This window comes from Burkholderia humptydooensis (genome assembly GCF_001513745.1).
Lineage (GTDB): Bacteria > Pseudomonadota > Gammaproteobacteria > Burkholderiales > Burkholderiaceae > Burkholderia > Burkholderia humptydooensis.
On sequence record NZ_CP013382.1, the window covers coordinates 393,312 to 417,636 of the forward strand.

Genomic DNA, 24,325 nt, shown 5'->3' on the forward strand with positions numbered 1-24,325 from the left:
GCGTATGTGTCGCCGATTCCCGTGGCTGCCGGCGCGCGAAGCGCCGGCGGCGTTTCGGACGGTCGCGCCGCCTGTGCGGCGCGCGCGACGCATCACACGTCACACGGCAACGCACATGTACTTGATCACGACGTAATCGTCGATCCCGTAGTGCGAGCCCTCGCGGCCGAGCCCCGACTGCTTGACGCCGCCGAACGGCGCGACCTCGTTCGAGATGATCCCGGCGTTGATGCCGACCATCCCGTATTCGAGCGCCTCGGCGATGCGCCAGACGCGGCCGATGTCGCGGCTGTAGAAGTACGCGGCGAGGCCGAACTCGGTGTCGTTCGCGTAGCGGATCGCTTCTTCGTCGGTCGAGAACCTGAACAGCGGCGCGAGCGGGCCGAACGTCTCTTCCTTCGCGACCTTCATGTCGGGCGTGACGCCCGTCAGCACGGTCGGCTCGAAGAAGCCGTGGCCGAGCGCGTGGCGCTTGCCGCCCGTCGTCACGCGCGCGCCCTTGTCGAGCGCGTCGGCGATGTGCGATTCGACCTTCTGCACCGCCGCGCCGTTGATGAGCGGCCCCTGCACGACGCCCGCTTCGGTGCCGAGCCCGACCTTCAGCTTCGCGACGGCGGCGGTCAGCTTCCCGGCGAACGCGTCGTAGACCTTCTCGTGCACGTAGAAGCGGTTCGTGCACACGCAGGTCTGCCCGCTGTTGCGGTACTTCGACGCGATCGCGCCCTCGACCGCCGCGTCGAGATCCGCGTCGTCGAACACGATGAACGGCGCGTTGCCGCCGAGCTCGAGCGACACCTTCTTGACCGTCGCCGCGCATTGCGCCATCAGCAGGCGGCCGACCGCCGTCGAGCCGGTGAACGACAGCTTGCGCACGACCGGGTTCGACGTGAGCTCGCCGCCGATCGCCTTCGGGTCGCCCGTGACGACGCTGAACACGCCGGCCGGCACGCCCGCGCGCTCGGCGAGCACCGCCATCGCGAGCGCGGAGAACGGCGTCGCCTCGGCCGGCTTCACGACGATCGGGCAGCCGGCCGCGAGCGCCGGGCCGACCTTGCGGGTGATCATCGCCGCCGGGAAGTTCCACGGCGTGATCGCCGCGCACACGCCCACGGGCTCCTTCGTCACGACGATCCGCTTGTCGGCGGCGGGCGACGGGATCGTGTCGCCGTACACGCGCTTGCCTTCCTCGGCGAACCATTCGAGGAACGACGCCGCGTAGCCGATCTCGCCCTTCGCCTCGGCGAGCGGCTTGCCTTGCTCGGTCGTCAGGATCAGCGCGAGGTCGTCCGCGTGCGCGACCATCAGATCGTGCCATTTGCGCAGGATCGCCGCGCGCTCCTTCGCGGTCTTCTTGCGCCATGCGGGCCACGCGGCGTTCGCCGCGTCGATCGCGCGGCGCGTCTCGGCCGCGCCCATCGCGGGCGCCGTGCCGATCAGCGCGCCCGTTGCCGGGTTGCGGACCTCGAACGTCGCGCCGCCGTCGGCGCCCTGCCATTCGCCCGCGACGAACGCGCGCTCGCGCAGCAGCGCGGGATCTTTCAGTGCAAGGGTTTCGTGAGTGGTAGTCATCGTGTGTCGACCGTATCCGGAAACGATTGGCGCCGCCCGCGCGCGACGCGGCGGGGGCCGCGACGCGCGCGGGCGGCGAAAGACTCAGGCGGGCACGCCCACCGCTTCCTTCAGCACGCTCTCGAGAATGCCGAGCGCTTCGTCGAACACGGCATCCTGGATGGTGAGAGGAAAGAGGAACCGTATCACGTTCGCGTCGACGCCGCAGATGAGCAGCAGCAGCCCGCGTTCGAGCGCGAGCGTCTGCACGCGCTTCGTGAACGCGGCGTCGGACGCGCGCGTGTCCGGATCGACGAATTCCGCGGCGACCATCGCGCCCGGGCCGCGCACGTCGGCGATCTGCGGCACGTCGGCGCGCAATGCCGCGAGCTTCGCCTTGAGCTTGTCGCCGAGCGCGTTCGCGCGCTCGGCGAGCTTCTCCTCGTCGATCACGTCGAGCACCGCGTGCGCGGCGGCGACGGCGAGCGGATTGCCCGCGTACGTGCCGCCCAGGCCGCCCGGCGCGGCCGCGTCCATCACGTCCGCGCGGCCGACGACGCCCGACAGCGGCATCCCGCCCGCGAGGCTCTTCGCGATCGTCATCAGATCGGCGCGCGCGTCGTAGTGCTCCATCGCGAACAGCTTGCCCGTGCGCGCAAAGCCCGTCTGCACTTCGTCGGCGATGAGGAGGATGCCGTGCGCGTCGCACAGCTTGCGCAGCGCGCAGACGAACTCGGCGGGCGCCGGGTTGAAGCCGCCTTCGCCCTGCACCGGCTCGAAGATAATCGCGGCGACGCGCTTCGGATCGATGTCGGCCTTGAACAGCGTCTCGACGGCGGCGATCGAATCGGCGCTCGACACGCCGCGCAGCGCGTTCGGATACGGCGCGTGGAACACGTCGCCCGGGAACGGGCCGAAGCCGATCTTGTACGGCGCGACCTTGCCCGTGAGCGCCATGCCCATCATCGTGCGGCCGTGGAAGCCGCCCGCGAACGCGATCACGCCCGGCCGGCCGGTGTAGGCGCGCGCGATCTTCACCGCGTTCTCGACGGCTTCCGCGCCCGTCGTGAAGAACGCGGTCTTCTTCGGCTGCGCGATCGGCGCGCGCGCGTTGATCTTCTCGGCGAGCTCGACGTACGACGCGTAAGGCACGATCTGATAGGCGGTGTGCGTGAACTGCTCGAGCTGCCCGGCGATCGCCTTCACGATCTTCGGATGGCGATGGCCCGTGTTCAGGACCGCGATGCCGGCCGCGAAATCGATGAAGCGGCGGCCCTCGACGTCCCACAGCTCGGCGTTCTCGGCGCGCGCGGCGTAGAAATCGCACATCACGCCGACGCCACGCGGCGTCGCGGCGTTCTTGCGGGCGTGCAGATCGGCATTGTTCACAGTCGTCTCTCCTCGGGGTTCGGATGCGCCGGCGGCGACGGCCGCTGGCGGGCACGTCGTCCGGCGTGCGCGTTGAAACGACTATAATCAAACTTGGCTCTGAAAATCAGAGCCATTTTAATAAATATGTAGGAGCCAATTATGCGGGTGAGCGTGCTGTCGGACTGGCTGGCGCAGCGGATCGTGCGCGGCGGCGGCGCGCAGCCGATCTACCGCCAATTGCACCGGCTGCTGCAGCAGGCGATCCTGACCCGCGAACTGCCGGCGGGCGCGCGCGTGCCGTCGTCGCGGCTGCTCGCGGCGGAGCTCGGGATCGCGCGCAACACCGTCACGCAGGTCTACGAGCAGCTCGCGCTCGAAGGCTACGTGAGCTCGGCGACGGGGCGCGGCACGTTCGTCGCGGACAGCGCGCCGGACGAAATCGTCGGCGCGCCGGCCGAATCGCCGCCGGGTGCGCGCGGCGTGGCGGCGTCGACCGCCGGGGCGGCGGCCGGCGTGGAATCCGACCCTGCTTCCGAGGCCGGCTTCGCGCCCCGTTCGCTGTCCGCGCGCGGCGCGCGCCTCGTCGGCGGCGCGGGCGTGTCGAAGCGGCAGGGCGGCGCGTTCATGCCGGGCGTGCCAGACGTGTCGCGCTTTCCGGCGCGTGTGTGGACGCGGCTGCACAACAAGTACTGGCGGCGGCTGCGCCCCGAGCTGCTGACCTATGCGCCGGGCGGCGGCCTCGCGCCGCTGCGCGAGGCGCTCGCCGATTATCTGCGCACGTCGCGCTCGGTGCGCTGCGCGCCCGGGCAGATCATCGTGACGACGGGCATTCATCAGTCGATCGATCTCGCGGTGCGCCTGCTGACCGATCCGGGCGACGTGATCTGGACCGAAGACCCGTGCTATTGGGGCGTGCGCAGCGTGATGCACGTGTCGGGCCTGACGACGCGGCCGATTCCCGTCGACGAGGAAGGGATCGCGCCCGCGGCCGCCGATTTCGCGGCGCCGCCGAAGCTGATGCTCGTCACGCCGTCGCATCAGTATCCGCTCGGGATGGTGATGAGCCTCGCGCGCCGGCGGATGCTGCTCGAATACGCGCGCCAGCATGGCGCGTGGATCATCGAAGACGACTACGACAGCGAGTTCCGCTACGGCAGCCGGCCGCTCGCGTCGCTGCAGGGGCTCGACACGGCCGGGCAGGTGATCTACGTCGGCAGCTTCAGCAAGACGCTGTTTCCGGGGCTGCGGGTCGGCTATCTGGTCGCGCCGGAGCCGCTCGCCGAAAGCTTCGCGACCGCGAGCGCCGAGTTGTACCGCGAGGGGCAACTGTTGCAGCAGGCGGTGCTCGCCGAGTTCATCGCGGAAGGGCATTTCGTGTCGCACATCCGCAAGATGCGCACGCTGTACGGGCAGCGCCGGCAGACGCTGCTCGACGCGCTCGCGCGCCGCTACGGCAACGCGCTGCCGGCCGTCGGCGGCGATGCCGGGCTGCATCTCGTGATGCGGCTGCCGGACGGCGCCGACGACCGCGCGGTCGCGCGCGCGGCGCTCGAGCGGGACATCGTCGTGCGCGCGCTGTCCGGCTATTACGCGGATGCGACGCGCGCGGCGTCGGGGCTGCTGCTTGGCTACGCGTGCGTGCCGGAGGACGAGATCGCGCGCGCGTTCGACACGCTGTCGCAGGCGATCGACGACGTGGTGTTCGGGCGCGCGGCGGCGACGGCGGCGGCTTGACGCAGGCGCGTAGCGGGGCGGCGGGGGCCGGTGGGGGCGGCGCGCGTTGCACGCGCCGCGTCGGCAAACCCCGCGCCGGCCGAACCCGCGAACCGGCCGATTCCGCGCAAAGCCGGCGTTTGCGTCAGATCCGGATCAGCATCGCGCCCGCGACGACGAGCGCGCACGCGGCGAGCCGCCGCGCGTTGGGCCGCTCGCGCAGCGCGAGCCAGCCGATCGCGACCGCGAAGATCGAGCTCGTCTCGCGCAGCGCGGACACGGTCGCCACCGGCAGGTGCCGGTACGCGACGATCGCGATCGCATACGCGGCAAGCGACAGCGTGCCGGCGACGAGCCCGCGCGACACGGCGGCGCGCGAGCCGGCGAGCGCGCGCACGCCGCCGCGCAGCCGGCAGATCAGCGCGAACTGCGGCACGTTCCACAGCAGGTACACCCATGCGACGTATGCGAGCGGGTTGCCGGCGAGCCGCACGCCGCGGCCGTCGACGACCGAGTACGCGGCGATGAAGAGGCCTGTGACGATCGCGTACGGCACGCTTTCGCCGGAAAAGCGCAAGCCGCGCTTGAACGCGAGCGACACGATGCCGAGCGACACGAACGCGATGCCGGCGAGCGCGAACGGCGTCGGCTTTTCGCCGAGCACGACGAGCGCCAGCGCGCAGACGACGAGCGGCGACAGGCCGCGCGCGATCGGATAGATCTGGCTGAACTCGCCGCTGCGGTACGCGCGCAGCAGCGCGACGCAATAGCCGAGCTCGAGGAGCGCCGACGCCGCGATGTACGGCCACGCGACGGCGGGCGGCAGCGGCAGCGCGAGCGCGAGCGCCGCGCCGGCGAGCAGATACGGCACCGACATCGTGCCGAGCTGCGCGACGCGGTCTTCGCTCACGTGCAGGAGCGCGTTCCATACCGCGTGCAGCAGCGCGGAGAACAGGACGAGCAGGACGAACAGTTGATCCATCGACGCGTGTGCAGGCGGCCGACAGCGGCGGGCCGGGATGGCGAAGCGCACGATTATCGTCGCGTTTGCGATTTCGCGTCGGCTCGCGCGGGGCGCGCGTCTTGTCTCATGTCGCATGCCGCGCCGTGTGTCGCCCGGAAAATGAGCACAGCGGGCGCGCGGCGGGCGCACGGCCGGCTCGCGCGCAACTGCGCGCCGGATTGTCGATAATAGAGCGTTCTGTCTTTTATCGGATTTGGTGATGACCGAGACCAAGCAAACCGACGCGGCGCCGCCGCGCCTCACGAGCCTGTCGCACGGCGGCGGCTGCGGCTGCAAGATCGCGCCCGGCGTGCTGTCGGAGCTGCTCAGGCGCAATGCGCCGCCCGCGCTCTTTCCCGATCTGCTCGTAGGCACCGAGACGTCCGACGACGCGGCCGTCTACCGCCTGAACGACGAGCAGGCGATCGTCGCGACCACCGATTTCTTCATGCCGATCGTCGACGATCCGTTCGACTTCGGCCGCATCGCCGCGACGAACGCGCTGTCCGACGTCTACGCGATGGGCGGCAAGCCGATCCTCGCGCTCGCGCTCGTCGGCATGCCGATCAACGTGCTGCCGCACGAGACGATCGCCGCGGTGCTGCGCGGCGGCGAGGCGGTGTGCGCGGACGCGGGCATCCCGGTGGCGGGCGGCCATTCGATCGATTCGGTCGAGCCGATCTACGGGCTCGCGGCGCTTGGCGTCGTCCATCCGGCGCGCGTGAAGCGCAACGCGGCCGCGCGCGCGGGCGACGTGCTCGTGCTCGGCAAGCCGCTCGGCGTCGGCGTGCTGTCCGCCGCGTTGAAGAAGGACCGGCTCGACGCGCAAGGCTACGCGCAGATGATCGCGACGACAACGAAGCTCAATCGGCCGGGCACGGCGCTCGCCGCGCTGCCTGGCGTGCATGCGCTGACCGATGTGACGGGCTTCGGCCTGCTCGGCCACACCCTCGAGCTTGCGCGCGGCGCGGGGCTGACCGCGCGCGTGCGCTACGGCGCGCTGCCGTGGCTCGCGGGCGTCGAGGCGTTCGCGGCCGACGGCGTGTTCACCGGCGCGTCCGGCCGCAACTGGGCCGCGTATGGTCACGACGTGCGCCTGGGCGACGGCCTGCCCGCGGTCGCGCAGGCGCTGCTGACCGACCCGCAGACATCGGGCGGGCTGCTCGTCGCGTGCGCGCCCGACGCGGTCGATGAAGTGCTCGCCTGCTTCGCCGGCGACGGCTTCGATCGCGCAGCGGTGATCGGCGAAATGGCCGACGGGCCGGCGCGCGTCGACGTGAGCTGACGCGCGCGCGTCAGCGTTTGTCGCGTTCGCCGAATTTCGCCAGCAGGAAATCGATCGCGCTGCGCAGCTTGGCCGTCGGCGACGGTCCTGCGCGTAGACGAGATGCATCGGCGACGGCGCGAGCGGCCACGCGCTCAGGACGGGCGCGAGGCGGCCGGCTTTCGCCACCCGCATCGGCTCGCGGTGGCGACATGACTGCCGCCGCTGCCGTATCCGCATACGCCGCCGCTTTCGCTCACGTCCGGATATTGACCTCCTTTATACTGCTCGCGCAGTCTCGAATGCCGTTCTCATCGAACTCATTTTTAATAAGGAACGCTAATGCTGACTCGCTCGATACTTTCCGCCGCCGTGTTTTCGCTTGCCGCGTGCGCGACGGCGCCGTCCGTTGCGCAGAACAACGGCGACGCATTCGCCGAAGCCGGTGCCCAGGGCCGCCCGGTGAAGGTGATGATCATCTCGATGTTCGGCCCGGAGGGCCAGGCGTGGCTCGATCGTCTCGGCCCGTGGAAGAGCGTCGCGGTGCCCGGCCTGTCGCCCGACTACCCGGACGTGCATTGCAACAGGCAGGACGTGTGCGTCGTCACGACGGGCATGGGCTATGCGAACGCCGCGTCGACGATCATGGCGCTCACGTTCTCGCGCCGCTTCGATCTGCGGCAGACGTACTTCCTGATCTCGGGCATCGCGGGCGTCGATCCGGCGCGCGGCACGCTCGGCACCGCCGCGTGGGCGAAGTACCTCGTCGATTTCGGCCTGCAATGGGAACTCGACGCGCGCGAGATTCCCGCGGGCTGGAACGGCGGCTATCTCGGCATCAACACGAAGAGCCCGAACGACAAGCCGCCGCTCGACTACCGCACCGAAGTGTTCCAGTTGAACGGCAAGCTCGCGGACGCCGCGTATGCGCTGTCGCGCAACGTGCAGCTCGCCGACAGCGCGCAGGCGCAGGCCGCGCGGGCGAAGTTCAACTACGCGCCCGCGAACCAGCCGCCCGTCGTGACCCGCTGCGACACGTCGTCGGGCAACACGTGGTTTTCCGGCACGCTGCTCGGCGAGCGCGCGCGCCAGTGGACGAAAATCCTCACCGACAACAAGGGCACGTACTGCATGACCGCGCAGGAAGACAACGCGACGTTCGAAGCGCTCAAGCGCGCGGCGGGCGTGAACCGCGTCGACCTGAGCCGCGTCGCGGTGCTGCGCACCGGCTCGGACTTCGATCGCCCGTATCAAGGCCAGACGAGCGCCGACAATCTGCTGAACTACGCGGACCAGGGCGGCTTCCCGCTCGCGACCGAGAACCTGTATCGCGCGGGCAATCCGCTCGTGCAGGACATCGTCACGCACTGGAGCGAATGGAAGGACGGCGTGCCGCGCCGCTGACGAATGCGGCGCGCGCGACGCGCGCCATCAGCGCCGGTCAGCGCGACGGCGAGCTCGAGCGGAACGGTTTCCAGACGGGCGTGCTGTCGTCCCAGTGATCGAGCTGTGATGGAATCGGGCTGTTCATGATCGTGATCTCACGCTGACGAATGAAGCGGCTGCATGCAGGACGACGCGCCGCGCATCGGTTGCGATGCGCGGCGCGTCGCGTTTACCGGCCCGCGCCCGCGAGCTGGTTCGCGTCGGGGTCCGGGCGGTACGGGCGTTGCGCGACAAGTTCGGCGCCGGGCGGCGCGTACGACATCGACTTGCGCAGCGCGGCGAGCGTGCCGTCGCGTTGCGCCTGTTCGAGTTCCGCGCGGACTTCGGCGCGCGTGCGGATGCCGTGACCGTGCCACGACGTGTCGCCGTAGCTGCCCGCAGGGCCGATCCCGCCGTCCGCGAATGTCGGCGCGGCAACGGCGAGCGCGAAGGCGGCGGCGAGAAGACTGCTGCGTTTCATGATGTGACTCCTGTCGATTCGATGCGCACGTGGAAGCGGTGCGCGACAGGCTGTACTTTAGAAGCGTGCGCCGCGGCGATAAATGGCGATGCCGCGAATTGAATTGTCGCGAGGATGGAACAATCGGAGTCCGTGACGTCGGCAGGAGTTTTTTGAGTACGCGACGGCATGCGACGACGTGCCGTGTCGCGCGTGCGTTTCGATCGGATAGCCGCGCCGCGGATCATTCACGCGAAGCGGCGAGGCGTTCGATGGGTGATGACGGCCGATCGGCGCGTTTTCAATTGGACGCACTTCTTGCAAGCTGTTTGCCGGCCACGCAAACATATGATGAATTGACGAGCGCGCGCGGTGCCGGCGCGCGCATTCGCCCACGCGACTCGCCGCTCAAGCCACCCACTCGTTCAACACCGGCGTGTCGAGCGACGGCGCGCGCTCGGCTTCCTCGAACGTGCGCTTGCTGCACGCCGCATCGAGCCCCTTGCGGCCGCTCAGCAGCGGGCAGCGCTCGAAGATCTCGGCGACCCAGTCGACGAACACGCGCACCTTCGGCGACAGATGCCGGCTGTGCGGATAGACGACCGAAATCGGCATCGGCAGCGGCTTGTGGCCCGGCAGCACCTCTTTCAGCGTGCCGTTGCGCAGGTGCGGCAGCACCATGAAGAGCGGCGGCTGGATCAGCCCGAAGCCTTCGATCCCGCAAGTCACGTATGCATCCGCGTCGTTGACCGATACGAGGCCGTTCATCTTCACCTCGACTTCCTTGCCGTCGATCAGGAACGCCCAGTCGATCGTGCGCCCGGTGCGGCTCGAGAAGTAGTTGACGGCCTTGTGCTGCGCGAGCGCCTCGATCGTCTGCGGCTCGCCGTACTTCTCGAGATACGCGGGCGACGCGACCGTCGTGCCCTCGAACAGCCCGACCCGGCGCGCGACGAGCGACGAATCCTGCAGCGCGCCGACGCGGATCACGCAGTCGACGCCTTCCTGCAGCAGATCGACCGGCCGGTCCGTCAGGCCGATCTGCAGGTCGATATCCGGGTAGCGCGAATGGAATTCGCACAGAGAAGGGATCACGATCAGGCGTCCGATCGAGCCCGGCATGTCGACCCGCAGCTTGCCGTGCGGCTTTCGGTTGTTGACCTGGAAGCTCGCCTCGGTTTCCTCGACGTCCGCGAGAATCCGCACGCAGCGCTCGTAGTACGCGGCGCCGTCGGGCGTGAGCGACAGCCGGCGCGTCGTCCGGTGCATCAGCCGCACGCCGAGGAAAGCCTCTAGATTCTGGATGATCGTCGTCACCGACGCGCGCGGCAGCCCGAGCGTCTCGGCCGCTTTGGTAAAGCTGTTCGTATCGACGACGCGCGTAAACACCTGCATGGCCTGCAGCCGGTCCATTACTCTACCTCCGCGATATTTGCACCCCGAACAGATGCAGGCCGCGACACCGATGAAGGCGACGCAGCCGATGATTGTTCAGAGGACGTGAATTGTGTTGCCGGATTATAGGCATTTATCCCGATGTCTGCCGGACCCAGAATGCGATCCATCTCGCAATGGACGCGCGACGCTGCGCAATACACGTCATGGATGCATTCGATTTCCGCCGCCAAATCACGGGCACGAGCGCCGAAAGCGCACGCGTGCGGCCGGCGCTCGCGGTGTCGGACGTCGTGATCGGCGGCTACGCGCAGGACATCGCGCTGCGTCTGTATCGGCGCCCCGACAAGTCCTCGCTGCCGGTCGTGCTTTATTTCCACGGCGGCGGCTTCGTGCGCGGCGCGCTCGACGACGCCGATCGCGCCGCGCGCCATCTCGCCGAGCACGTGCCGGCGCTCGTCGTGTCGGTCGATTATTCGCTCGCGCCGCGGCATCCGTTTCCGGCCGCGCCGGAAGACGCGTATTGCGCGGCGCGCTGGGCCGAGGCGCGCGCGCGCGCGTTCGGCGGCAATCCGCGCAAGATCGGCGTGGCGGGGCACGACGCAGGCGGCCAGCTCGCGAACTGCCTCGCGTTCATCGCGCGCGACCGCGGCGAGATCCGCATTGCCGCGCAGGCGCTGATCGGCCCGATGCTCGACCCGAGCCTCACGCGGCTCGCCGACGCGGCGCGTCTCGTGTCGTCCGACACGACCGCGCAGGAGTGCGCCGCGTGCTACCGCGCATACCTGCCGCAGCCGTCGCAGCGGATGCATCCGTACGCGGCGCCGCTCGAATCGGTGCGCCTCGCGGGGCTGCCGCCGACGCTCGTCGCCACCGCGCAGAACGACGTGCTGCATGTCGAGGCCGAGAAATACGCGAGCTGCCTGATCGACGCGGGCGTGCCGACGCAGGTGGTCCGCTACCGGGACGTGTCGCACGCGGCGCTCGCCGACCACGCGAGCGCGCTCGAAGAGGTGGCGCGATTCTTCCAGTTCCGCTTCAGCGCGGGTTTGCCGGGCTGAAGCCGTTTTCATCCGAATCCAGAACAACCGACAACTTGGGGGTTTTTTTCATGGCTATCTTGCGTACTTCCCGTTCGCGGATCGCGGCCGCGGCGCTCGCGGTCGTCGTCATCGCGGGCCTCGGCACGTTCGGCGCGATCCGCGTGAACGCGAGCGCGCCGGAGAAATCGGCGGCGCCGCTGCCGGAGGTCGACGTCGCGACTGTGCTGTCGAAGACGATCACCGACTGGCAGTCCTACTCGGGACGCCTCGAGGCGGTCGAGAAGGTCGACGTGCGTCCGCTCGTGTCCGGCACGATCGTGTCGGTGAACTTCAAGGACGGCGCGCTCGTGAAGAAGGGCGACGTGCTGTTCGTGATCGATCCGCGTCCGTATCAGGCCGAAGTCGATCGCGCGGCCGCGCAGCTCGCCGCCGCGCAGGCCCGCAACGGCTACGCGCAGAGCGACTGGCAGCGCGCGCAGCGCCTGATCGGCGACAACGCGATCGCCAAGCGCGACTACGACGAGAAGCAGAACGCCGCGCGCGAGGCGTCGGCGAACCTGAAGGCGGCCGACGCCGCGCTCGAGACCGCGCGGATCAACCTCGGCTACACGCGGATCACGGCCCCCGTGTCGGGCCGCGTGTCGCGCGCGGAGATCACGCTCGGCAACGTCGTGTCGGCGGGCGCGTCGGCCGCGCCGCTCACGACGCTCGTGTCGGTGTCGCCGATCTACGCGTCGTTCGACGCGGACGAGCAGACCTACCTGCAATACATCGGCGGCGCGAAGGACGGCCGCAAGGTGCCTGTCGAGCTCGGCCTCGCGAACGAGAGCGGCTATTCGCGGCAGGGCGTGATCGATTCGGTCGACAACCGGCTCGACACGTCGTCCGGCACGATCCGCGTGCGCGCGCGCTTCGACAATCAGGACGGCGCGCTCGTCCCCGGCCTCTACGCGCGCGTGAAGGTGGGCGGCAGCGCGCCGCATCCGGCGCTCCTCATCGACGACGCGGCGATCAACACCGACCAGGACAAGAAGTTCGTGTTCGTCGTCGACCAGCAGGGCCGCGTGTCGTATCGCGAAGTGCAGCTCGGCGCGCAGCACGGCAACCAGCGCGTGATCGCGGGCGGCCTGGCGGCGGGCGACCGGATCGTCGTGAACGGCACGCAGCGCGTGCGGCCGGGCGAGCAGGTGAAGCCGCATCTCGTGCCGATGACGGGCGGCGACGACGCTGCCGCCGCGACGCCTGTCGCGGGCGGCGTGCAGCGTGCGCAGGCCGCTCAAGGCAACGCGCGCGCGTGACGCCCGGACGCTTCCTCGGAGCGCCCGCCGCGCCAGCGCGCCCAATCAGATAGAGCCTTCCATGAACATATCGAAATTCTTCATCGATCGACCGATCTTCGCAGGGGTGCTGTCGGTCGTCATCCTGCTCGCCGGGATGATCGCGATGTTCCTGCTGCCGATTTCCGAGTATCCGGAAGTCGTGCCGCCGTCCGTGATCGTCAAGGCGCAGTACCCTGGCGCGAACCCGAAGGTGATCGCCGAGACGGTCGCGTCGCCGCTCGAGGAGCAGATCAACGGCGTCGAGGACATGCTGTACATGCAGTCGCAGGCGAACAGCGACGGCAACATGACGATCACCGTCACGTTCAAGCTCGGCACCGATCCGGACAAGGCCACGCAACTCGTGCAGAACCGCGTGAACCAGGCGCTGCCGCGCCTGCCGGAAGACGTGCAGCGGCTCGGGATCACGACGGTCAAGAGCTCGCCGACGCTGACGATGGTCGTGCACCTGATCTCGCCGAACGACAGCTACGACATGACGTATCTGCGCAACTACGCGCTCATCAACGTGAAGGATCGCCTGTCGCGCATCCAGGGCGTCGGCCAGGTGCAGCTCTGGGGCGCGGGCGACTACGCGATGCGCGTGTGGCTCGATCCGCAGAAGGTCGCGCAGCGCAACCTGACGGCCGACGACGTCGTGCGCGCGATCCGCGAGCAGAACGTGCAGGTCGCTGCCGGCGTGATCGGCGCGTCGCCGACGCTGCCGGGCACGCCGCTGCAGCTCTCGGTGAATGCGCGCGGGCGCTTGCAGAACGAAGAGGAGTTCGGCGACATCGTCGTGAAGACCGCGCCGGACGGCGGCGTCACGCACCTGCGCGACATCGCGCGGATCGAGCTCGACGCGTCCGAGTACGGGCTGCGCTCGCTGCTCGACAACAAGCCGGCCGTCGCGATGGCGATCAACCAGTCGCCGGGCGCGAACTCGCTCGCGATCTCCGACGAAGTGCGCAAGACGATGGCCGAGCTCAAGCAGGACTTCCCGGCGGGCGTCGACTACAAGATCGTCTATGACCCGACGCAGTTCGTGCGCTCGTCGATCAAGGCAGTCGTGCACACGCTGCTCGAGGCGATCGCGCTCGTCGTGATCGTCGTGATCGTGTTCCTGCAGACGTGGCGCGCATCGATCATTCCGCTGATCGCGGTGCCGGTGTCGATCGTCGGCACGTTCTCGCTGCTGCTGCTGTTCGGCTATTCGATCAATGCGCTGTCGCTGTTCGGGATGGTGCTTGCGATCGGGATCGTCGTCGACGATGCGATCGTCGTCGTCGAGAACGTCGAGCGGAACATCGAGAACGGACTCACCGCGCAGGCCGCCACCTACAAGGCGATGCAGGAAGTGAGCGGGCCGATCATCGCGATCGCGCTCACGCTCGTCGCCGTGTTCGTGCCGCTCGCGTTCATGTCGGGCTTGACGGGCCAGTTCTACAAGCAGTTCGCGATGACGATCGCGATCTCGACGGTGATCTCGGCGTTCAACTCGCTGACGCTGTCGCCCGCGCTGTCCGCGATCCTGCTCAAGGGCCACGGCGACAAGGAGGATTGGCTCACGCGCGCGATGAATCGCGTGCTCGGCGGATTCTTCCGCGGCTTCAACAAGGTGTTCCACCGCGGCGCGGAGAACTATGGGCGCGGCGTGCGCGGCGTGCTGTCGAGAAAGGCGGTGATGCTCGGCGTGTATCTCGTGCTCGTCGGCGCGACCGTGATGGTGTCGCGGATCGTGCCGGGCGGCTTCGTGCCCGCGCAGGACAAGGAGTATCTGATCGCGTTCGCGCAACTGCCGAACGGCGCGTCGCTCGACCGCACCGAGAAGGTGATCCGCGACATGGGCGCGATCGCGCTGAAGCAGCCGGGCGTCGAGAGCGCGGTCGCGTTCCCGGGGCTGTCGGTGAACGGCTTCACGAACAGCTCGAGCGCGGGCATCGTGTTCGTCACGTTGAAGCCGTTCGATCAGCGTCACGGCAAGGCATTGTCGGCGGGCGCGATCGCGGGCGCGCTGAACCAGCAGTACGCGGCGATCAAGGATTCGTTCGTCGCGGTGTTCCCGCCGCCGCCCGTGCTGGGCCTCGGCACGCTGGGCGGCTTCAAGATGCAGATCGAGGATCGCGGCGCGGTTGGCTACGCGCGGCTCGCGGACGCGACGAACGACTTCATCAAGCGCGCGCAGCAGGCGCCCGAGCTCGGGCCGCTGTTCACGAGCTACCAGATCAACGTGCCTCAGTTGAACGTCGATCTCGACCGCGTGAAGGCGAAGCAGCTCGGCGTGAACGTGACCGACGTGTTCGACACGATGCAGATCTATCTCGGCTCGCTGTACGTGAACGACTTCAACCGCTTCGGCCGCGTGTACCAGGTGCGCGTGCAGGCGGATGCGCCGTTCCGCCAGCGCGCGGACGACATCCTGCAGTTGAAGACGCGCAACGCGGCGGGCGAGATGGTGCCGTTGTCGTCGCTCGTCACGGTGTCGCCGACGTTCGGCCCCGAGATGGTCGTGCGCTACAACGCGTACACGGCGGCCGACGTGAACGGCGGGCCCGCGCCCGGCTTCTCGTCGGGCCAGGCGCAGGCGGCCGTCGAGCGGATCGCGGCGCAGACGCTGCCGCGCGGCGTGAAGTTCGAATGGACCGACCTGACGTATCAGCAGATCCTCGCGGGCGATTCGGCGTTCTGGGTGTTCCCGATCAGCGTGCTGCTCGTGTTCCTCGTGCTCGCCGCGCTGTACGAGAGCCTCACGCTGCCGCTCGCGGTGATCCTGATCGTGCCGATGAGCATTCTGTCGGCGCTCACGGGCGTGTGGCTCACGCAGGGCGACAACAACATCTTCACGCAGATCGGCCTGATGGTGCTGGTGGGGCTGTCCGCGAAGAACGCGATCCTGATCGTCGAGTTCGCGCGCGAGCTCGAGCATGACGGCAAGACGCCGTTCGAGGCGGCCGTCGAGGCGAGCCGGCTGCGGCTGCGCCCGATCCTGATGACGTCGATCGCGTTCATCATGGGCGTCGTGCCGCTCGTGCTGTCGACCGGCGCGGGCGCGGAGATGCGGCATGCGATGGGCGTCGCGGTGTTCTTCGGGATGCTGGGCGTGACGCTGTTCGGCCTGATGCTGACGCCGGTGTTCTATGTGGTGCTGCGCACGCTCGCGGGCGGCAAGATTCACGTCGCGCAGAAGGATTCGGCGGGCTACGGCGTGCCGGCTCCGGACGCTTGAGGATAGAAAGATGAACGAGACCAACATCAACGAACGCATCGCGCGCGTCGCGAAGATCGCGGCGGCGAGCGGGCTGCTCGTCGCGCTGCTCGCCGCGTGCGCGGTCGGGCCCGACTACAAGCGGCCGGACGTCGCGACGCCCGCCGCGTTCAAGGAAGCGCCGGCGCTCTCGCCGGGCGAGCAGGCCGGCACCTGGAAGGCGGCCGAGCCCGCCGACGAAGCGCATCGCGGCGAATGGTGGCGGGTATTCGGCGACCCCGCGCTCGACGCGCTCGAGGAACAGGCGCTCGCCGCGAACCAGAACCTGAAGGCCGCGGCGGCGCGCGTCGAGCAGGCGCGCGCGGCGACCCGCGCCGCGCGCTCGCAGTGGTTCCCGCAAGTGGGCGCGGGCTTCGGGCCGACGCGCGAGGGCCTGTCGTCCGCGTCGCAGTTTCAGCCCCAGGGCAGCGGCCCGACCACGGCGACGCTCTGGCGCGCGCAGGGCACCGTGTCGTACGAGGCGGACCTGTTCGGGCGCGTCGGCCGCAACGTCGAAGCGTCGCGCGCGGACGAAGCGCAGAGCCAGGCGCTGTTCCGCTCGGTGCAGCTCGCCTTGCAGGCGGACGTCGCGCAGAACTATTTCGAGCTGCGCCGGCTCGATTCGGACCAGGATCTGTACCGCCGCACCGTCGAGTTGCGCGGGGAAGCGCTGAAGCTCGTGCAGCGCCGCTTCAGCGAAGGCGACATCAGCGAGCTCGACGTGTCGCGCGCGAAGAACGAACTCGCGACCGCGCAGGCGGATGCGGTCGGCGTCGCGCGGCGGCGCGCCGCGTCCGAGCATGCGCTAGCGATCCTGCTTGGCAAGGCGCCCGCGGATTTCGCGTTCAAGGAGACGCCGATCGTGCCGGTCGCGGTGCGCGTGCCGGCGGGGCTGCCGTCGGCATTGCTCGAACGGCGGCCGGACATCGCGGCGGCCGAGCGCGCGATGATGGCCGCGAACGCGCGCGTCGGCCTGGCGAAGTCCGCGTACTTCCCGAAGCTCGACATCACGGGTTCGTTCGGCTATGAAGCAGCGACGCTCGGCAATCTGTTCCTGTGGTCGAGCCGCACGTTCCTGCTCGGGCCGTTCGCGGGCACGGCGCTCACGCTGCCGATCTTCGACGGCGGGCGCCGCAGCGCGGGCGTCGCGCAGGCGCGCGCGAAGTATGACGAGGAAGTCGCGAACTATCGGCAGCAGGTGCTCGTCGCGTTCCGCGAAGTCGAGGACAACCTCGCCGATCTGCGTCTGCTCGACGATCAGATCCGTGCGCAGAGCGACGCGGTCAACGCGTCGCGGCGCGCGGCGACGCTGTCGCGCACGCAGTATCAGGAAGGCGCGGTCAGCTATCTCGACGTGATCGACAGCGAGCGCTCGGTGCTCGAATCGCAATTGCAATCGAACCAGTTGACGGGCACGCAGGCGGTGTCGACGGTCAACCTGATTCGGGCGCTCGGCGGCGGCTGGGGGAGCGACGTGGCGCTCGGCTCGCGCGATTCGCGCAAGCAGGACGTCGCGGCGCGTTGAGCATGCGGCGTGCCTTCGGGCATGCCGACGGCGTACGCGAGCGAGCCCCGGGTGTCGGCGGAATCGCGTGCGCTAGCGCGAGGACGTTCGAGAGCCGGCGAGCCGGGGAATGAGAGAATCGGAGCCTGAGAGCCTGAGAGCCTGAGAGCCTGAGAGCCGCGCGGACGCGACGGGCGCACGCATGCAGCGCCCGTCGCGTGACGGGCGGCATTCGCGATGGATGCGCGGGGCACGCGGCCGCCGCTTCGCATCGGCGACGCGCAGGCGGCATGCGTGCCGGAATCGGCCTGGAGTACATGCTATCGCGCGATTTTTGTTTCGTGCGCAGCGGCCTCGACTTACACTTGGCAGCGGCGCATGAGATGGCGCACCACCGTCTCGTTGCGCCGCTGGTCGACAATAAAAAGCGCAGTCCCAGCGTAGGGCGACAGGGACTGCGTAACCGCCTGCATCCGAGGGCCAGAAATACTCGCAGACGGAACTACAATCGCGCGAGCGGTGTCATGCGAGGCGGCACGCCGTGCGTGCTTCTGCACGCACGGCGTGCCGCACCTCCCGAACCGCCGAGCGTCACGCTCGCAAAAAAATCTTCCTGCAAAAAACTGTTGTCAAACGCACGTCAAACGCGCGACGCGTGCGCCGTCACGGCATCCGCGACTTCGGGCGCGACGCCGGACACGCGGCTCGCGAGCGTCGTCGCGACAGTGCTCGCGTAGACGTTCAGCGCGGTGCGGCCCATGTCGAAGAACGCGTCGACGCCGAGAATCAGCAGCACCGCATCGGCAGGCAGCCCGATCGCGGCGAGGATCACCGTGATCGCGACGACCGCGCCCGACGGCACGTTCGCGGCGCCGTCGATCGTGATGATCGTCAGGACTGCGATCGTGATCATCAGCGGCCAGCTCCACGCGAGCTGATAGGCGTCGGCGAGATAGCAGACCGCGAGCACCGTATAGAGCACCGCGCCTTCGCGATTGAAGATGTACGACAGCGGCAGCACGGTCGACGCAACCGACGACGGCACGCCCATCTCCGTGAGCTTCTTCAGATGCACGGGGAACGTGATTTCGGACGAGCGCGTCGTGAAGCCGAGGATCAGCGGCTCGCTCACCTTGCGCACGACCGCGCGCGGCGATTGGCCGGCGAGCTTGACGATCAGCGTGAGCCACGCGGCGAGGACCGCCATGCCGAGATACGCAATGCCGAGCAGCTTCGCGAGCGGCGTCATTGCGGCAAGCCCCTTCGACGACAGCAATACTGCAATCGCAGCAAAGATCGCAATGGGAGACAGCGACACGACCCACTCGGTCATCTTGAAGAACGCGGCGAGCATCGATTCGCAGACGGCGACGAACGGCGCCGCGCGGTTTTCGACCGCGGCGAGCGCGCAGCCGAGCAGCACGCCGAACACGAGCACCGGCAGCGAATTGCCGGCCGCGAGCGCGCCGACGATGTTCGACGGGATCATGTCGGTCAGGAACTTCATCCAGTCGATGCCGCTTGCGAGATTCGCCGGCATCGCGGCCGTTTGCGCGTGGCTCGCGCCGATGCCGGGCCTGAACAGCCAGTTGAGCGCGAGGCCGAGCGACGCGGCGATCACCGTCATCAGCACGAAGAACACGAGGCTGAACGCGGCCGTCTTGCCGAGCCGGCCGCGCTGCGTGCCCGCGCGGAATGCGCCGAGCGTAACCGACAGCAGGATCAGCGGCAGCACGACCATCTTGATCGCGTGGCCGAACAGCGTCGAAATGAAGGCCAGGTCGCGGCTCGCGGCGGGCGCGAGCAGGCCGAAAACCACGCCGAGCGCGAGGCCGAGGATCATCTGTAGCGGCAACGGGATTTTTTTATTGGCCAGTGTCATATTGAGCTCGAATTAATCGGATTCTGTCCGGAGTACCGTCGATCACGTGATTCCACATCCGGCGTCGCGCCGTTTCCGCGTCCCGTGCGTCGATGGCCGCGTAAATCTCCAAATGTTCGAGCGTGCCGCGCCTGACCGTCGCGAAATCGCTGCGCGGCAGTTCATTCAGCGCGTGCGTTTGCGCGCGCAGCAGCTTGTATGTCGTAAATAGCCGGTCGTTGCGCGCCGCCTTGAATATTTCGTCATGAAAGACCCAGCCGATTTTCTGCTCGGTCATGATGTCGGCGATGTTTTCGTCGACGAGCCTGCGCATCTGCGTGTGCGAGCGCGACAGGCGCTCCGTTGCGCCGCCGCGCGCCGCGAGATACGCGGCGGTGCTTTCGAGCGCGAGCCGCAACTCGTAGATTTCGCGCAGATCGTCGCGCGTCGGCTCGTTGACGAAGGTGCCGCTCTTGTCGACGATGTTGACGAGCCCTTCCGACGCGAGCAATTGCAGCGCGCTGCGCACCGGCATCTGCCCGACGCCCAGTTCGTGCGCGAGGCCCCGGTGAGAGATTTTCTGCCCGGGCGACAACCGGCCGTCGAAGATCCGCGAGCGGATCTCGTCATAGGCGCTTCCCGTATCGGACGAGATTTTCTCCATTATCTGTGATCGCAGATTGCTTGCTTGAATTTAATGACGCGAGCAGCATTTATTTAGATTAACCGTATTGGCGGGGGCGAACAACAAATATTTTTTCGCGATCGAAATCTTTCACGGATTTAGAATGAGTCAATCAATTTTTTCGTAAACAGCCGATGTGCGTCGATCAACAGTCGTATTCCATCGTGACCGTCCCGGTTGCGTCCGTGTTGCCGCTCAGGGCCCGAATCCTGCTGGATGGGGACGAGAATGCAAGCCGCTTTCCGTGCGACGACCACGACGCGACGCTTCATCTCGCGGCCCGGACGTTGGACGGGATCGTCGCTGTCGCGACGATCTGCCGGCAGCCGTTCCGCGATTTTCCGGCGGACGGCGCATGGCGGCTGCGCGGCGTGGCCGTCGAGCCGTTCATGCAAGGGCAGGGCGTCGGCACGCGGCTGATGCATGCGTGCATCGAGCACGCGCAGCGGCAGAACGGAAAGGTCGTCTGGTGCACCGCGCGCGATTCGGCGCGCGGCTTCTACGAATCGCTCGGCTTCGCCACGTTCGGCGTGCCGCTGGCGATCGCGGCGCGCGCCGACATGGTGTTCTATGAAATGCATCGCCTGTTGCCCGACAACGCATGACGGTTGCGCGAGCGCCGGCGCGCCGCGCATTTGGATGTTCGTATTTGGGCGTTCGATCGACGGGGCGATGCATCCTTCGCTCCGGTTGCGGCGCGTAGAAATAGTTCGTGTTGCGAAACAAATAAAACGGCCGTTTCGTGCCGTCCTTCAATAAGGCAGCACGCCGCGCTATAGCCACGCGGCGGCGATCGACGCCGGCACGCCCAGCGTCATCAGCGCGCCCGCGAGCGGCGGATCGAGTTTCTTGTCGATCGCGATGAGCCCCGCGATGATCATCGGCGGCATCGTCGCCTGCACGAGCGCGACGGTGAGCGGCACGCCCCGCTGCGAGAACACGTAGAGCCCGCACGCGAGCACGATTGCCGGCACGACGAGCAGCTTGAAGCCGATGCCGACCAGAAAATTGCGCGCGCGGCGTCGCGCGCGTGGCGCACGCAGAAGCTCGCGCCCACCGAGATCATCGCGATCGGCGTGAGGGTTGCGCCGAGCGCGGCCAGCACATCCTCGACGACGGTCGGAAATGGCACCGGCCGCAGCAGCAGCGCAAGCGCCATCGCCTGAATCGGCCGGTAGCCGGCAAGCTGCCGCGCGACGCCGCGCCAGCTCGTCGCGCTGCCCGCATACACGTCGGCGGCGACGAGGCCCGCCGTGCACATCACGATGAAGTTCGCCTGGTCGACGACGAGCGCGTGGCCGACCGCGGCGCTCCCGATCAGCGCCTGCACGACCGGCACGCCGACGATCGACGTGTTGCTCGTGCCGCAGACGAGCGTGAGGCAGCCGACCGTCGCCTTGTCGAGACGCAGCAGCACGTCCGCGCCGAACGCAATCTTGTGCAGGTGCTGCAGCACGAGCGCGGGCAATGAAATCTGGATCACGAAGTAATTGAGGCTGGCCGGGAAGTTGTCCGGCAGGCGCTTGCTCCGCGCGAGCGCGGCGCCCGTGACGAGGCAGGCGAGAACGAGAATCAACGAAGCCATCGATCGGTGTTTGAACGCATCGGATGCAGAGCGGCCCGGCGGGCCGCCCGTGCGGATTGATGTCGAAAATCGGCGCGGGACCGGGACGGATGCGACGCACCGTGCGCGCACAGCGTGCGTTCGCGTGGCGTGCGCCCCGCCGGACTATAAACCGGCAGGGCGCGCGATGCGAGGAGGCGGGTGAGGCTCGGCTGCGATTGGCGGTGCGGTGTGCGGCATAAAGTGCGGCATGATTTGCCGTGCCGACGTCCGTGCGTCGTTCGCCCGACGGCGCGTCGCACCAAGCCACCCCGCACGCTCAGGCAACCGCCCGAGTGTCTCCCGACGGCTCGCGGCAGGCTCTCTCGCACCGTTCGACCACCGGCGCGAGCCACGCTTGCGCGGCGTCGTGCAGAGACGCGTCCTCGATCGTGAACGCGCCGTCCGCGAGCATCTTCGCGCAGGTCGCGCGCTGGATCTTGCCGCTCGATATCGTATGAATCTCGCCTTTCTTCACGCGGATCACGCCGCTCAGCGTCAACTGGCACGCGTCCCACGCTTCGCGGCCGATTTCCGGCGCGAGCGCCGCGAGATCGAACCGGCCGATCGCCTCGAGCACGACGCCGCCGCCCGCCTGCTCGCCGCGCTCGACGTTGCGGATGCGGCCGGCGCGCCGCCGCCCGGCCAGCGCTGCCGCTCGATGTACTGCAGCAGCCGCTCGAAGCTGTCGAGCCGATAGGCTTCTTCGATGTCGATGTCGACGCCGAGTCCGGCGGCGACCCTGCCGAGCAACTGGACATGCGCGAGCGACGACCATTCGGCGAGATTCTGCATCGACACGCCGGGGCCGAACGGCGCGCTCGTAAAGATCCGGCTGCCGAGAGCGCTCAATTGTCGTGAAAGCGAGGACACGCTGGGGGCTCCTTGTCGTTGAGGTTGGGATCAGTGCGGCGCGGCGCCGAACAGCGCGAGCTCGCGGAACTGCCCACGCAGGCAGTGGTTCGAGCTCATCGACGACGCATAGCCGCCCGCGTTCAGCAGCGCGACGAAGTCGCCGGGCTCGACGGGCGGCAGGCTCACGTCCTTGCTCCACAGATCGAGCGCCTGCGCGGCCGCCGCGAGCGCTTGCGGCGCTTTCGCACATGCGAGCACGGCCTCGGCGAGCGCTTGCGGCGCGATGCGCAGCCGCGCGCGCGGGCCGCTTCGGTCGATGGCGACGCCTGCCTGCGCGGCGATCGCGTCGACGAAGTCGACGGCCGGCTGGTTGACGTCGTTGCGTGCGTAGTCGAGCGCGACGGCCGGCAACGCGGCGCGTTGCGCCGCCTGAGCGAGCGCGAGCAGCACGCCGTGCTCGACCTGCTTGCCGAGCACCGTGCAGCTCAGCACGAAATCGGCGAGGATGGGCAGCCCGGCATCGACGCGCACGAGCGCGAAGCCGCTGCAGCCGTATTGGCCGAAGCGGTCGGCGACGGTCAGCGCGAGCCCCGCCGCGTCGTGCGAAGTCGCGTCGAGCAGATCGGCTTCGAGAAGCGGGCGACCGCTCAGATGGAACGTCGCGGCCGTGTGGCTCAGGCGTGCGCTTTTCGCGAGGGCGGTTTTGTCGTCGAACGGGATGCTTGCGATGCGCAGTTGCAGGCGCTCGAAGAAGCGGGCGAGCGCCGCGCCGCGCGCGTCGAGCGCGGGCGACGGCAGCACGACGACGCGCGGCGGCGTCGAGCGGCCGGCGGCGAACGACGCGAGCGCGTCGAGCCACGCCTGCGCGCGTTGCGCAAGCAGCGCGGCGAGCGCGTCTAGCGATTGCGTGCGGTCGCTTGCTTCGTGCCGCACGAAATCGGCGAGCCGCACGAGCAGCAGCGCTGCGTCGTCCACGTGCTGCGGATCGGGCGCGAGCAGCGCTTGCAGCAACTGGTTGTAGCGCGTGAACGCGACGTCGCCGAAGCCCCGCGCGCGCAGCAGCGGGTCGAGCGGCGATGCGGTGAACGTCGCGCCGACGTAGAGACGCCCGGCGCTCATCGCGCGGCCTCCGGCTCGGCGTCGGCGGCTGCGGGCGGCGCCTCGTAGAGCCCGCCCGCGGCCTCGGTTGGGAACCGGAACGCCGCGCGCACGTGCGCATGCGCGACGTTGTGCGGGCGCTTCAGCGCCGCGCGGCGCGCTTCGTCGAGCGATGCGTAGCGTTCGCCGCATGCGCCTTCAGATACGCGGAGAAGTCGCCGCTGTCGATCTGATCGAGCACGCGCGCGGCGAGCTCGCGCATGGCCGCGCGAAGCTCATGCGCGACGAAGCGAAGTCGTACGGCCTCGTCTACGGGCTCAGTTGCCCCGTTCATGATCGCAGCGGCGCGATCAGCATGCTCAGCATGGCAACCGACGATCCCTTCGAGCACGACGCGAGCGACATACTGCGGCTGCTGAGCCTGTCGCAACTGCTCGCGGGCTTCGTGCACGCGGCGATGCAGGAACTGCTCGACTGCCGGCTGAGACGGCAGGGCTCGTGCGACCTGACCGCGCGCGAGCGCGAATCGCTGCAATGGGCGGGGCGCGGCAAGACGGCCTGGGAAATCTCGAAGATTCTCGGCATTTCGGAGCGCACGATCGTGTTCCATCTGTCGAACGCCGCGCGCAAGATCGGCGCGAACAACCGGGCGCAGGCGGTCGTCATGGCATCGGCGCGCGGCTTGATCTGAGCGCGCGCCCGCTGAGCGCATGCGCGCGGCATCGCGCTGTTGCGCCATCCAGTCGCTGCGCAGCGCGCTCCGCGCTATATCGCCCCGCGCGATTTACTTTGCGAAATCGCTTCGTAGACCACCCCTGCCGGCCAGCCCTATCATCGATCGCAGTTCATTTCGAAACGAAGCAGCCGCGCCGTCGCGCAAGCGCAGGCGGCTTCGCCCGCCCGCCGGCCGTGTTCGTTCCGGCATCCTGAAGAG

16 protein-coding genes and 5 pseudogenes are annotated in these 24,325 nt (G+C 68.6%); 9 read left to right on the forward strand and 12 right to left on the reverse strand.

What is annotated here, in order from left to right; genetic code table 11:
* Positions 1–99: 99 nt before the first annotated feature.
* Positions 100–1,569 carry an NADP-dependent succinate-semialdehyde dehydrogenase gene (gabD, locus tag AQ610_RS21055; protein WP_006029024.1) on the reverse strand — a complete coding sequence of 490 codons (1,470 nt, stop codon included), beginning with the start codon at positions 1,567–1,569 and terminating at the stop codon, positions 100–102.
* Positions 1,570–1,653: 84 nt separating this feature from the next.
* On the reverse strand, positions 1,654–2,937 hold the full coding sequence (locus tag AQ610_RS21060) for a 4-aminobutyrate--2-oxoglutarate transaminase (RefSeq protein WP_006029023.1): 1,284 nt from the start codon (positions 2,935–2,937) through the stop codon (positions 1,654–1,656).
* A 141-nt stretch (positions 2,938–3,078) separates the two neighbouring features.
* Here AQ610_RS21060 and pdxR point away from each other — a divergent pair, with 141 nt between their 5' ends.
* Entirely contained in the window at positions 3,079–4,653 is a 1,575-nt protein-coding gene (gene pdxR, locus AQ610_RS21065; protein ID WP_043283199.1) for a MocR-like pyridoxine biosynthesis transcription factor PdxR, read from the forward strand.
* 124 nt (positions 4,654–4,777) lie between these two features.
* Here pdxR and AQ610_RS21070 read toward each other — a convergent pair whose 3' ends face one another.
* On the reverse strand, positions 4,778–5,614 hold the full coding sequence (locus AQ610_RS21070; RefSeq protein ID WP_006029021.1) for an EamA family transporter: 837 nt from the start codon (positions 5,612–5,614) through the stop codon (positions 4,778–4,780).
* Positions 5,615–5,855: 241 nt separating this feature from the next.
* Here AQ610_RS21070 and selD point away from each other — a divergent pair, with 241 nt between their 5' ends.
* Positions 5,856–6,920 (forward strand): selenide, water dikinase SelD, encoded by a 1,065-nt coding sequence (selD, locus tag AQ610_RS21075; protein WP_009914253.1) that lies wholly within the window; start codon positions 5,856–5,858, stop codon positions 6,918–6,920.
* Between the two features lie 321 nt (positions 6,921–7,241).
* Positions 7,242–8,303: a purine-nucleoside phosphorylase gene (locus AQ610_RS21080; RefSeq protein ID WP_006029019.1), complete on the forward strand. Its 1,062-nt coding sequence runs from the start codon at positions 7,242–7,244 to the stop codon at positions 8,301–8,303.
* 211 nt (positions 8,304–8,514) lie between these two features.
* Here AQ610_RS21080 and AQ610_RS21085 read toward each other — a convergent pair whose 3' ends face one another.
* Positions 8,515–8,805, reverse strand: coding sequence for a DUF4148 domain-containing protein (locus AQ610_RS21085; RefSeq protein WP_006029018.1), 291 nt, complete (start codon positions 8,803–8,805; stop codon positions 8,515–8,517).
* 387 nt (positions 8,806–9,192) lie between these two features.
* Positions 9,193–10,197: a putative multidrug efflux transcriptional regulator CeoR gene (gene ceoR, locus AQ610_RS21095; protein WP_006029017.1), complete on the reverse strand. Its 1,005-nt coding sequence runs from the start codon at positions 10,195–10,197 to the stop codon at positions 9,193–9,195.
* A 188-nt stretch (positions 10,198–10,385) separates the two neighbouring features.
* On the opposite strand from ceoR, the gene AQ610_RS21100 reads away from it, so the two are divergent.
* The 4 genes from AQ610_RS21100 (at position 10,386) to AQ610_RS21115 (ending at position 17,310) form a co-directional block, all read left to right on the forward strand.
* Positions 10,386–11,240 (forward strand): alpha/beta hydrolase, encoded by an 855-nt coding sequence (locus tag AQ610_RS21100; RefSeq protein ID WP_006029016.1) that lies wholly within the window; start codon positions 10,386–10,388, stop codon positions 11,238–11,240.
* Between the two features lie 50 nt (positions 11,241–11,290).
* On the forward strand, positions 11,291–12,520 hold the full coding sequence (locus AQ610_RS21105; protein WP_009914257.1) for an efflux RND transporter periplasmic adaptor subunit: 1,230 nt from the start codon (positions 11,291–11,293) through the stop codon (positions 12,518–12,520).
* A 61-nt stretch (positions 12,521–12,581) separates the two neighbouring features.
* Complete coding sequence (gene ceoB, locus AQ610_RS21110; RefSeq protein WP_006029014.1) at positions 12,582–15,767, forward strand: multidrug efflux RND transporter permease subunit CeoB; 3,186 nt, start codon at positions 12,582–12,584, stop codon at positions 15,765–15,767.
* Positions 15,768–15,777: 10 nt separating this feature from the next.
* Entirely contained in the window at positions 15,778–17,310 is a 1,533-nt protein-coding gene (locus tag AQ610_RS21115) for an efflux transporter outer membrane subunit (protein ID WP_006029013.1), read from the forward strand.
* A 619-nt stretch (positions 17,311–17,929) separates the two neighbouring features.
* Here AQ610_RS21115 and AQ610_RS21120 read toward each other — a convergent pair.
* Together AQ610_RS21120 and AQ610_RS21125 are read right to left on the reverse strand one after the other, a co-directional pair.
* On the reverse strand, positions 17,930–19,171 hold the full coding sequence (locus tag AQ610_RS21120; protein WP_006029012.1) for a dicarboxylate/amino acid:cation symporter: 1,242 nt from the start codon (positions 19,169–19,171) through the stop codon (positions 17,930–17,932).
* Positions 19,155–19,814, reverse strand: a complete 660-nt coding sequence (locus AQ610_RS21125; RefSeq protein WP_006029011.1) for a GntR family transcriptional regulator — start codon at positions 19,812–19,814, stop codon at positions 19,155–19,157. Before AQ610_RS21125 ends, AQ610_RS21120 begins: the two co-directional genes overlap by 17 nt.
* A 155-nt stretch (positions 19,815–19,969) precedes the next feature.
* On the opposite strand from AQ610_RS21125, the gene AQ610_RS21130 reads away from it, so the two are divergent.
* Positions 19,970–20,440, forward strand: a complete 471-nt coding sequence (locus AQ610_RS21130; protein ID WP_009914260.1) for a GNAT family N-acetyltransferase — start codon at positions 19,970–19,972, stop codon at positions 20,438–20,440.
* Between the two features lie 168 nt (positions 20,441–20,608).
* Here AQ610_RS21130 and AQ610_RS21135 read toward each other — a convergent pair.
* The 5 genes and pseudogenes from AQ610_RS21135 to AQ610_RS37540 form a co-directional block, all read right to left on the reverse strand.
* Positions 20,609–21,420: pseudogene (locus AQ610_RS21135) on the reverse strand (AEC family transporter).
* A 298-nt stretch (positions 21,421–21,718) separates the two neighbouring features.
* A pseudogene (locus AQ610_RS21140) lies at positions 21,719–22,051 on the reverse strand (fatty acyl-AMP ligase); the annotation flags it as partial.
* Positions 22,039–22,311 (reverse strand): annotated as a pseudogene (locus AQ610_RS21145) (acyl carrier protein); the annotation flags it as partial. The pseudogenes AQ610_RS21140 and AQ610_RS21145, both read right to left, overlap by 13 nt.
* A gap of 30 nt (positions 22,312–22,341) precedes the next feature.
* On the reverse strand, positions 22,342–23,412 hold the full coding sequence (locus tag AQ610_RS21150; protein ID WP_006029006.1) for an FkbH domain protein: 1,071 nt from the start codon (positions 23,410–23,412) through the stop codon (positions 22,342–22,344).
* Positions 23,409–23,728 (reverse strand): annotated as a pseudogene (locus tag AQ610_RS37540) (NAD(P)-binding domain-containing protein); the annotation flags it as partial. The gene AQ610_RS21150 and the pseudogene AQ610_RS37540, both read right to left, overlap by 4 nt.
* Here AQ610_RS37540 and malR point away from each other — a divergent pair.
* Positions 23,657–24,082 (forward strand): annotated as a pseudogene (gene malR / locus AQ610_RS21155) (LuxR family transcriptional regulator MalR); the annotation flags it as partial. The pseudogenes AQ610_RS37540 and malR sit on opposite strands and share 72 nt — an antisense overlap.
* Positions 24,083–24,325: the final 243 nt, after the last annotated feature.

Excerpts from the sequence above, each read along its gene's own strand:
- gabD (WP_006029024.1), bottom strand. The coding sequence starts at position 1,569 with ATGACTACCACTCACGAAACCCTTGCACTGAAAGATCCCGCGCTGCTG.
- pdxR (WP_043283199.1), top strand. The coding sequence starts at position 3,079 with ATGCGGGTGAGCGTGCTGTCGGACTGGCTGGCGCAGCGGATCGTGCGC.
- AQ610_RS21070 (WP_006029021.1), bottom strand. The coding sequence starts at position 5,614 with ATGGATCAACTGTTCGTCCTGCTCGTCCTGTTCTCCGCGCTGCTGCAC.
- selD (WP_009914253.1), top strand. The coding sequence starts at position 5,856 with ATGACCGAGACCAAGCAAACCGACGCGGCGCCGCCGCGCCTCACGAGC.
- AQ610_RS21080 (WP_006029019.1), top strand. The coding sequence starts at position 7,242 with ATGCTGACTCGCTCGATACTTTCCGCCGCCGTGTTTTCGCTTGCCGCG.
- AQ610_RS21085 (WP_006029018.1), bottom strand. The coding sequence starts at position 8,805 with ATGAAACGCAGCAGTCTTCTCGCCGCCGCCTTCGCGCTCGCCGTTGCC.
- ceoR (WP_006029017.1), bottom strand. The coding sequence starts at position 10,197 with ATGGACCGGCTGCAGGCCATGCAGGTGTTTACGCGCGTCGTCGATACG.
- AQ610_RS21100 (WP_006029016.1), top strand. The coding sequence starts at position 10,386 with ATGGATGCATTCGATTTCCGCCGCCAAATCACGGGCACGAGCGCCGAA.
- AQ610_RS21105 (WP_009914257.1), top strand. The coding sequence starts at position 11,291 with ATGGCTATCTTGCGTACTTCCCGTTCGCGGATCGCGGCCGCGGCGCTC.
- ceoB (WP_006029014.1), top strand. The coding sequence starts at position 12,582 with ATGAACATATCGAAATTCTTCATCGATCGACCGATCTTCGCAGGGGTG.
- AQ610_RS21115 (WP_006029013.1), top strand. The coding sequence starts at position 15,778 with ATGAACGAGACCAACATCAACGAACGCATCGCGCGCGTCGCGAAGATC.
- AQ610_RS21120 (WP_006029012.1), bottom strand. The coding sequence starts at position 19,171 with ATGACACTGGCCAATAAAAAAATCCCGTTGCCGCTACAGATGATCCTC.
- AQ610_RS21125 (WP_006029011.1), bottom strand. The coding sequence starts at position 19,814 with ATGGAGAAAATCTCGTCCGATACGGGAAGCGCCTATGACGAGATCCGC.
- AQ610_RS21130 (WP_009914260.1), top strand. The coding sequence starts at position 19,970 with ATGTGCGTCGATCAACAGTCGTATTCCATCGTGACCGTCCCGGTTGCG.
- AQ610_RS21150 (WP_006029006.1), bottom strand. The coding sequence starts at position 23,412 with ATGAGCGCCGGGCGTCTCTACGTCGGCGCGACGTTCACCGCATCGCCG.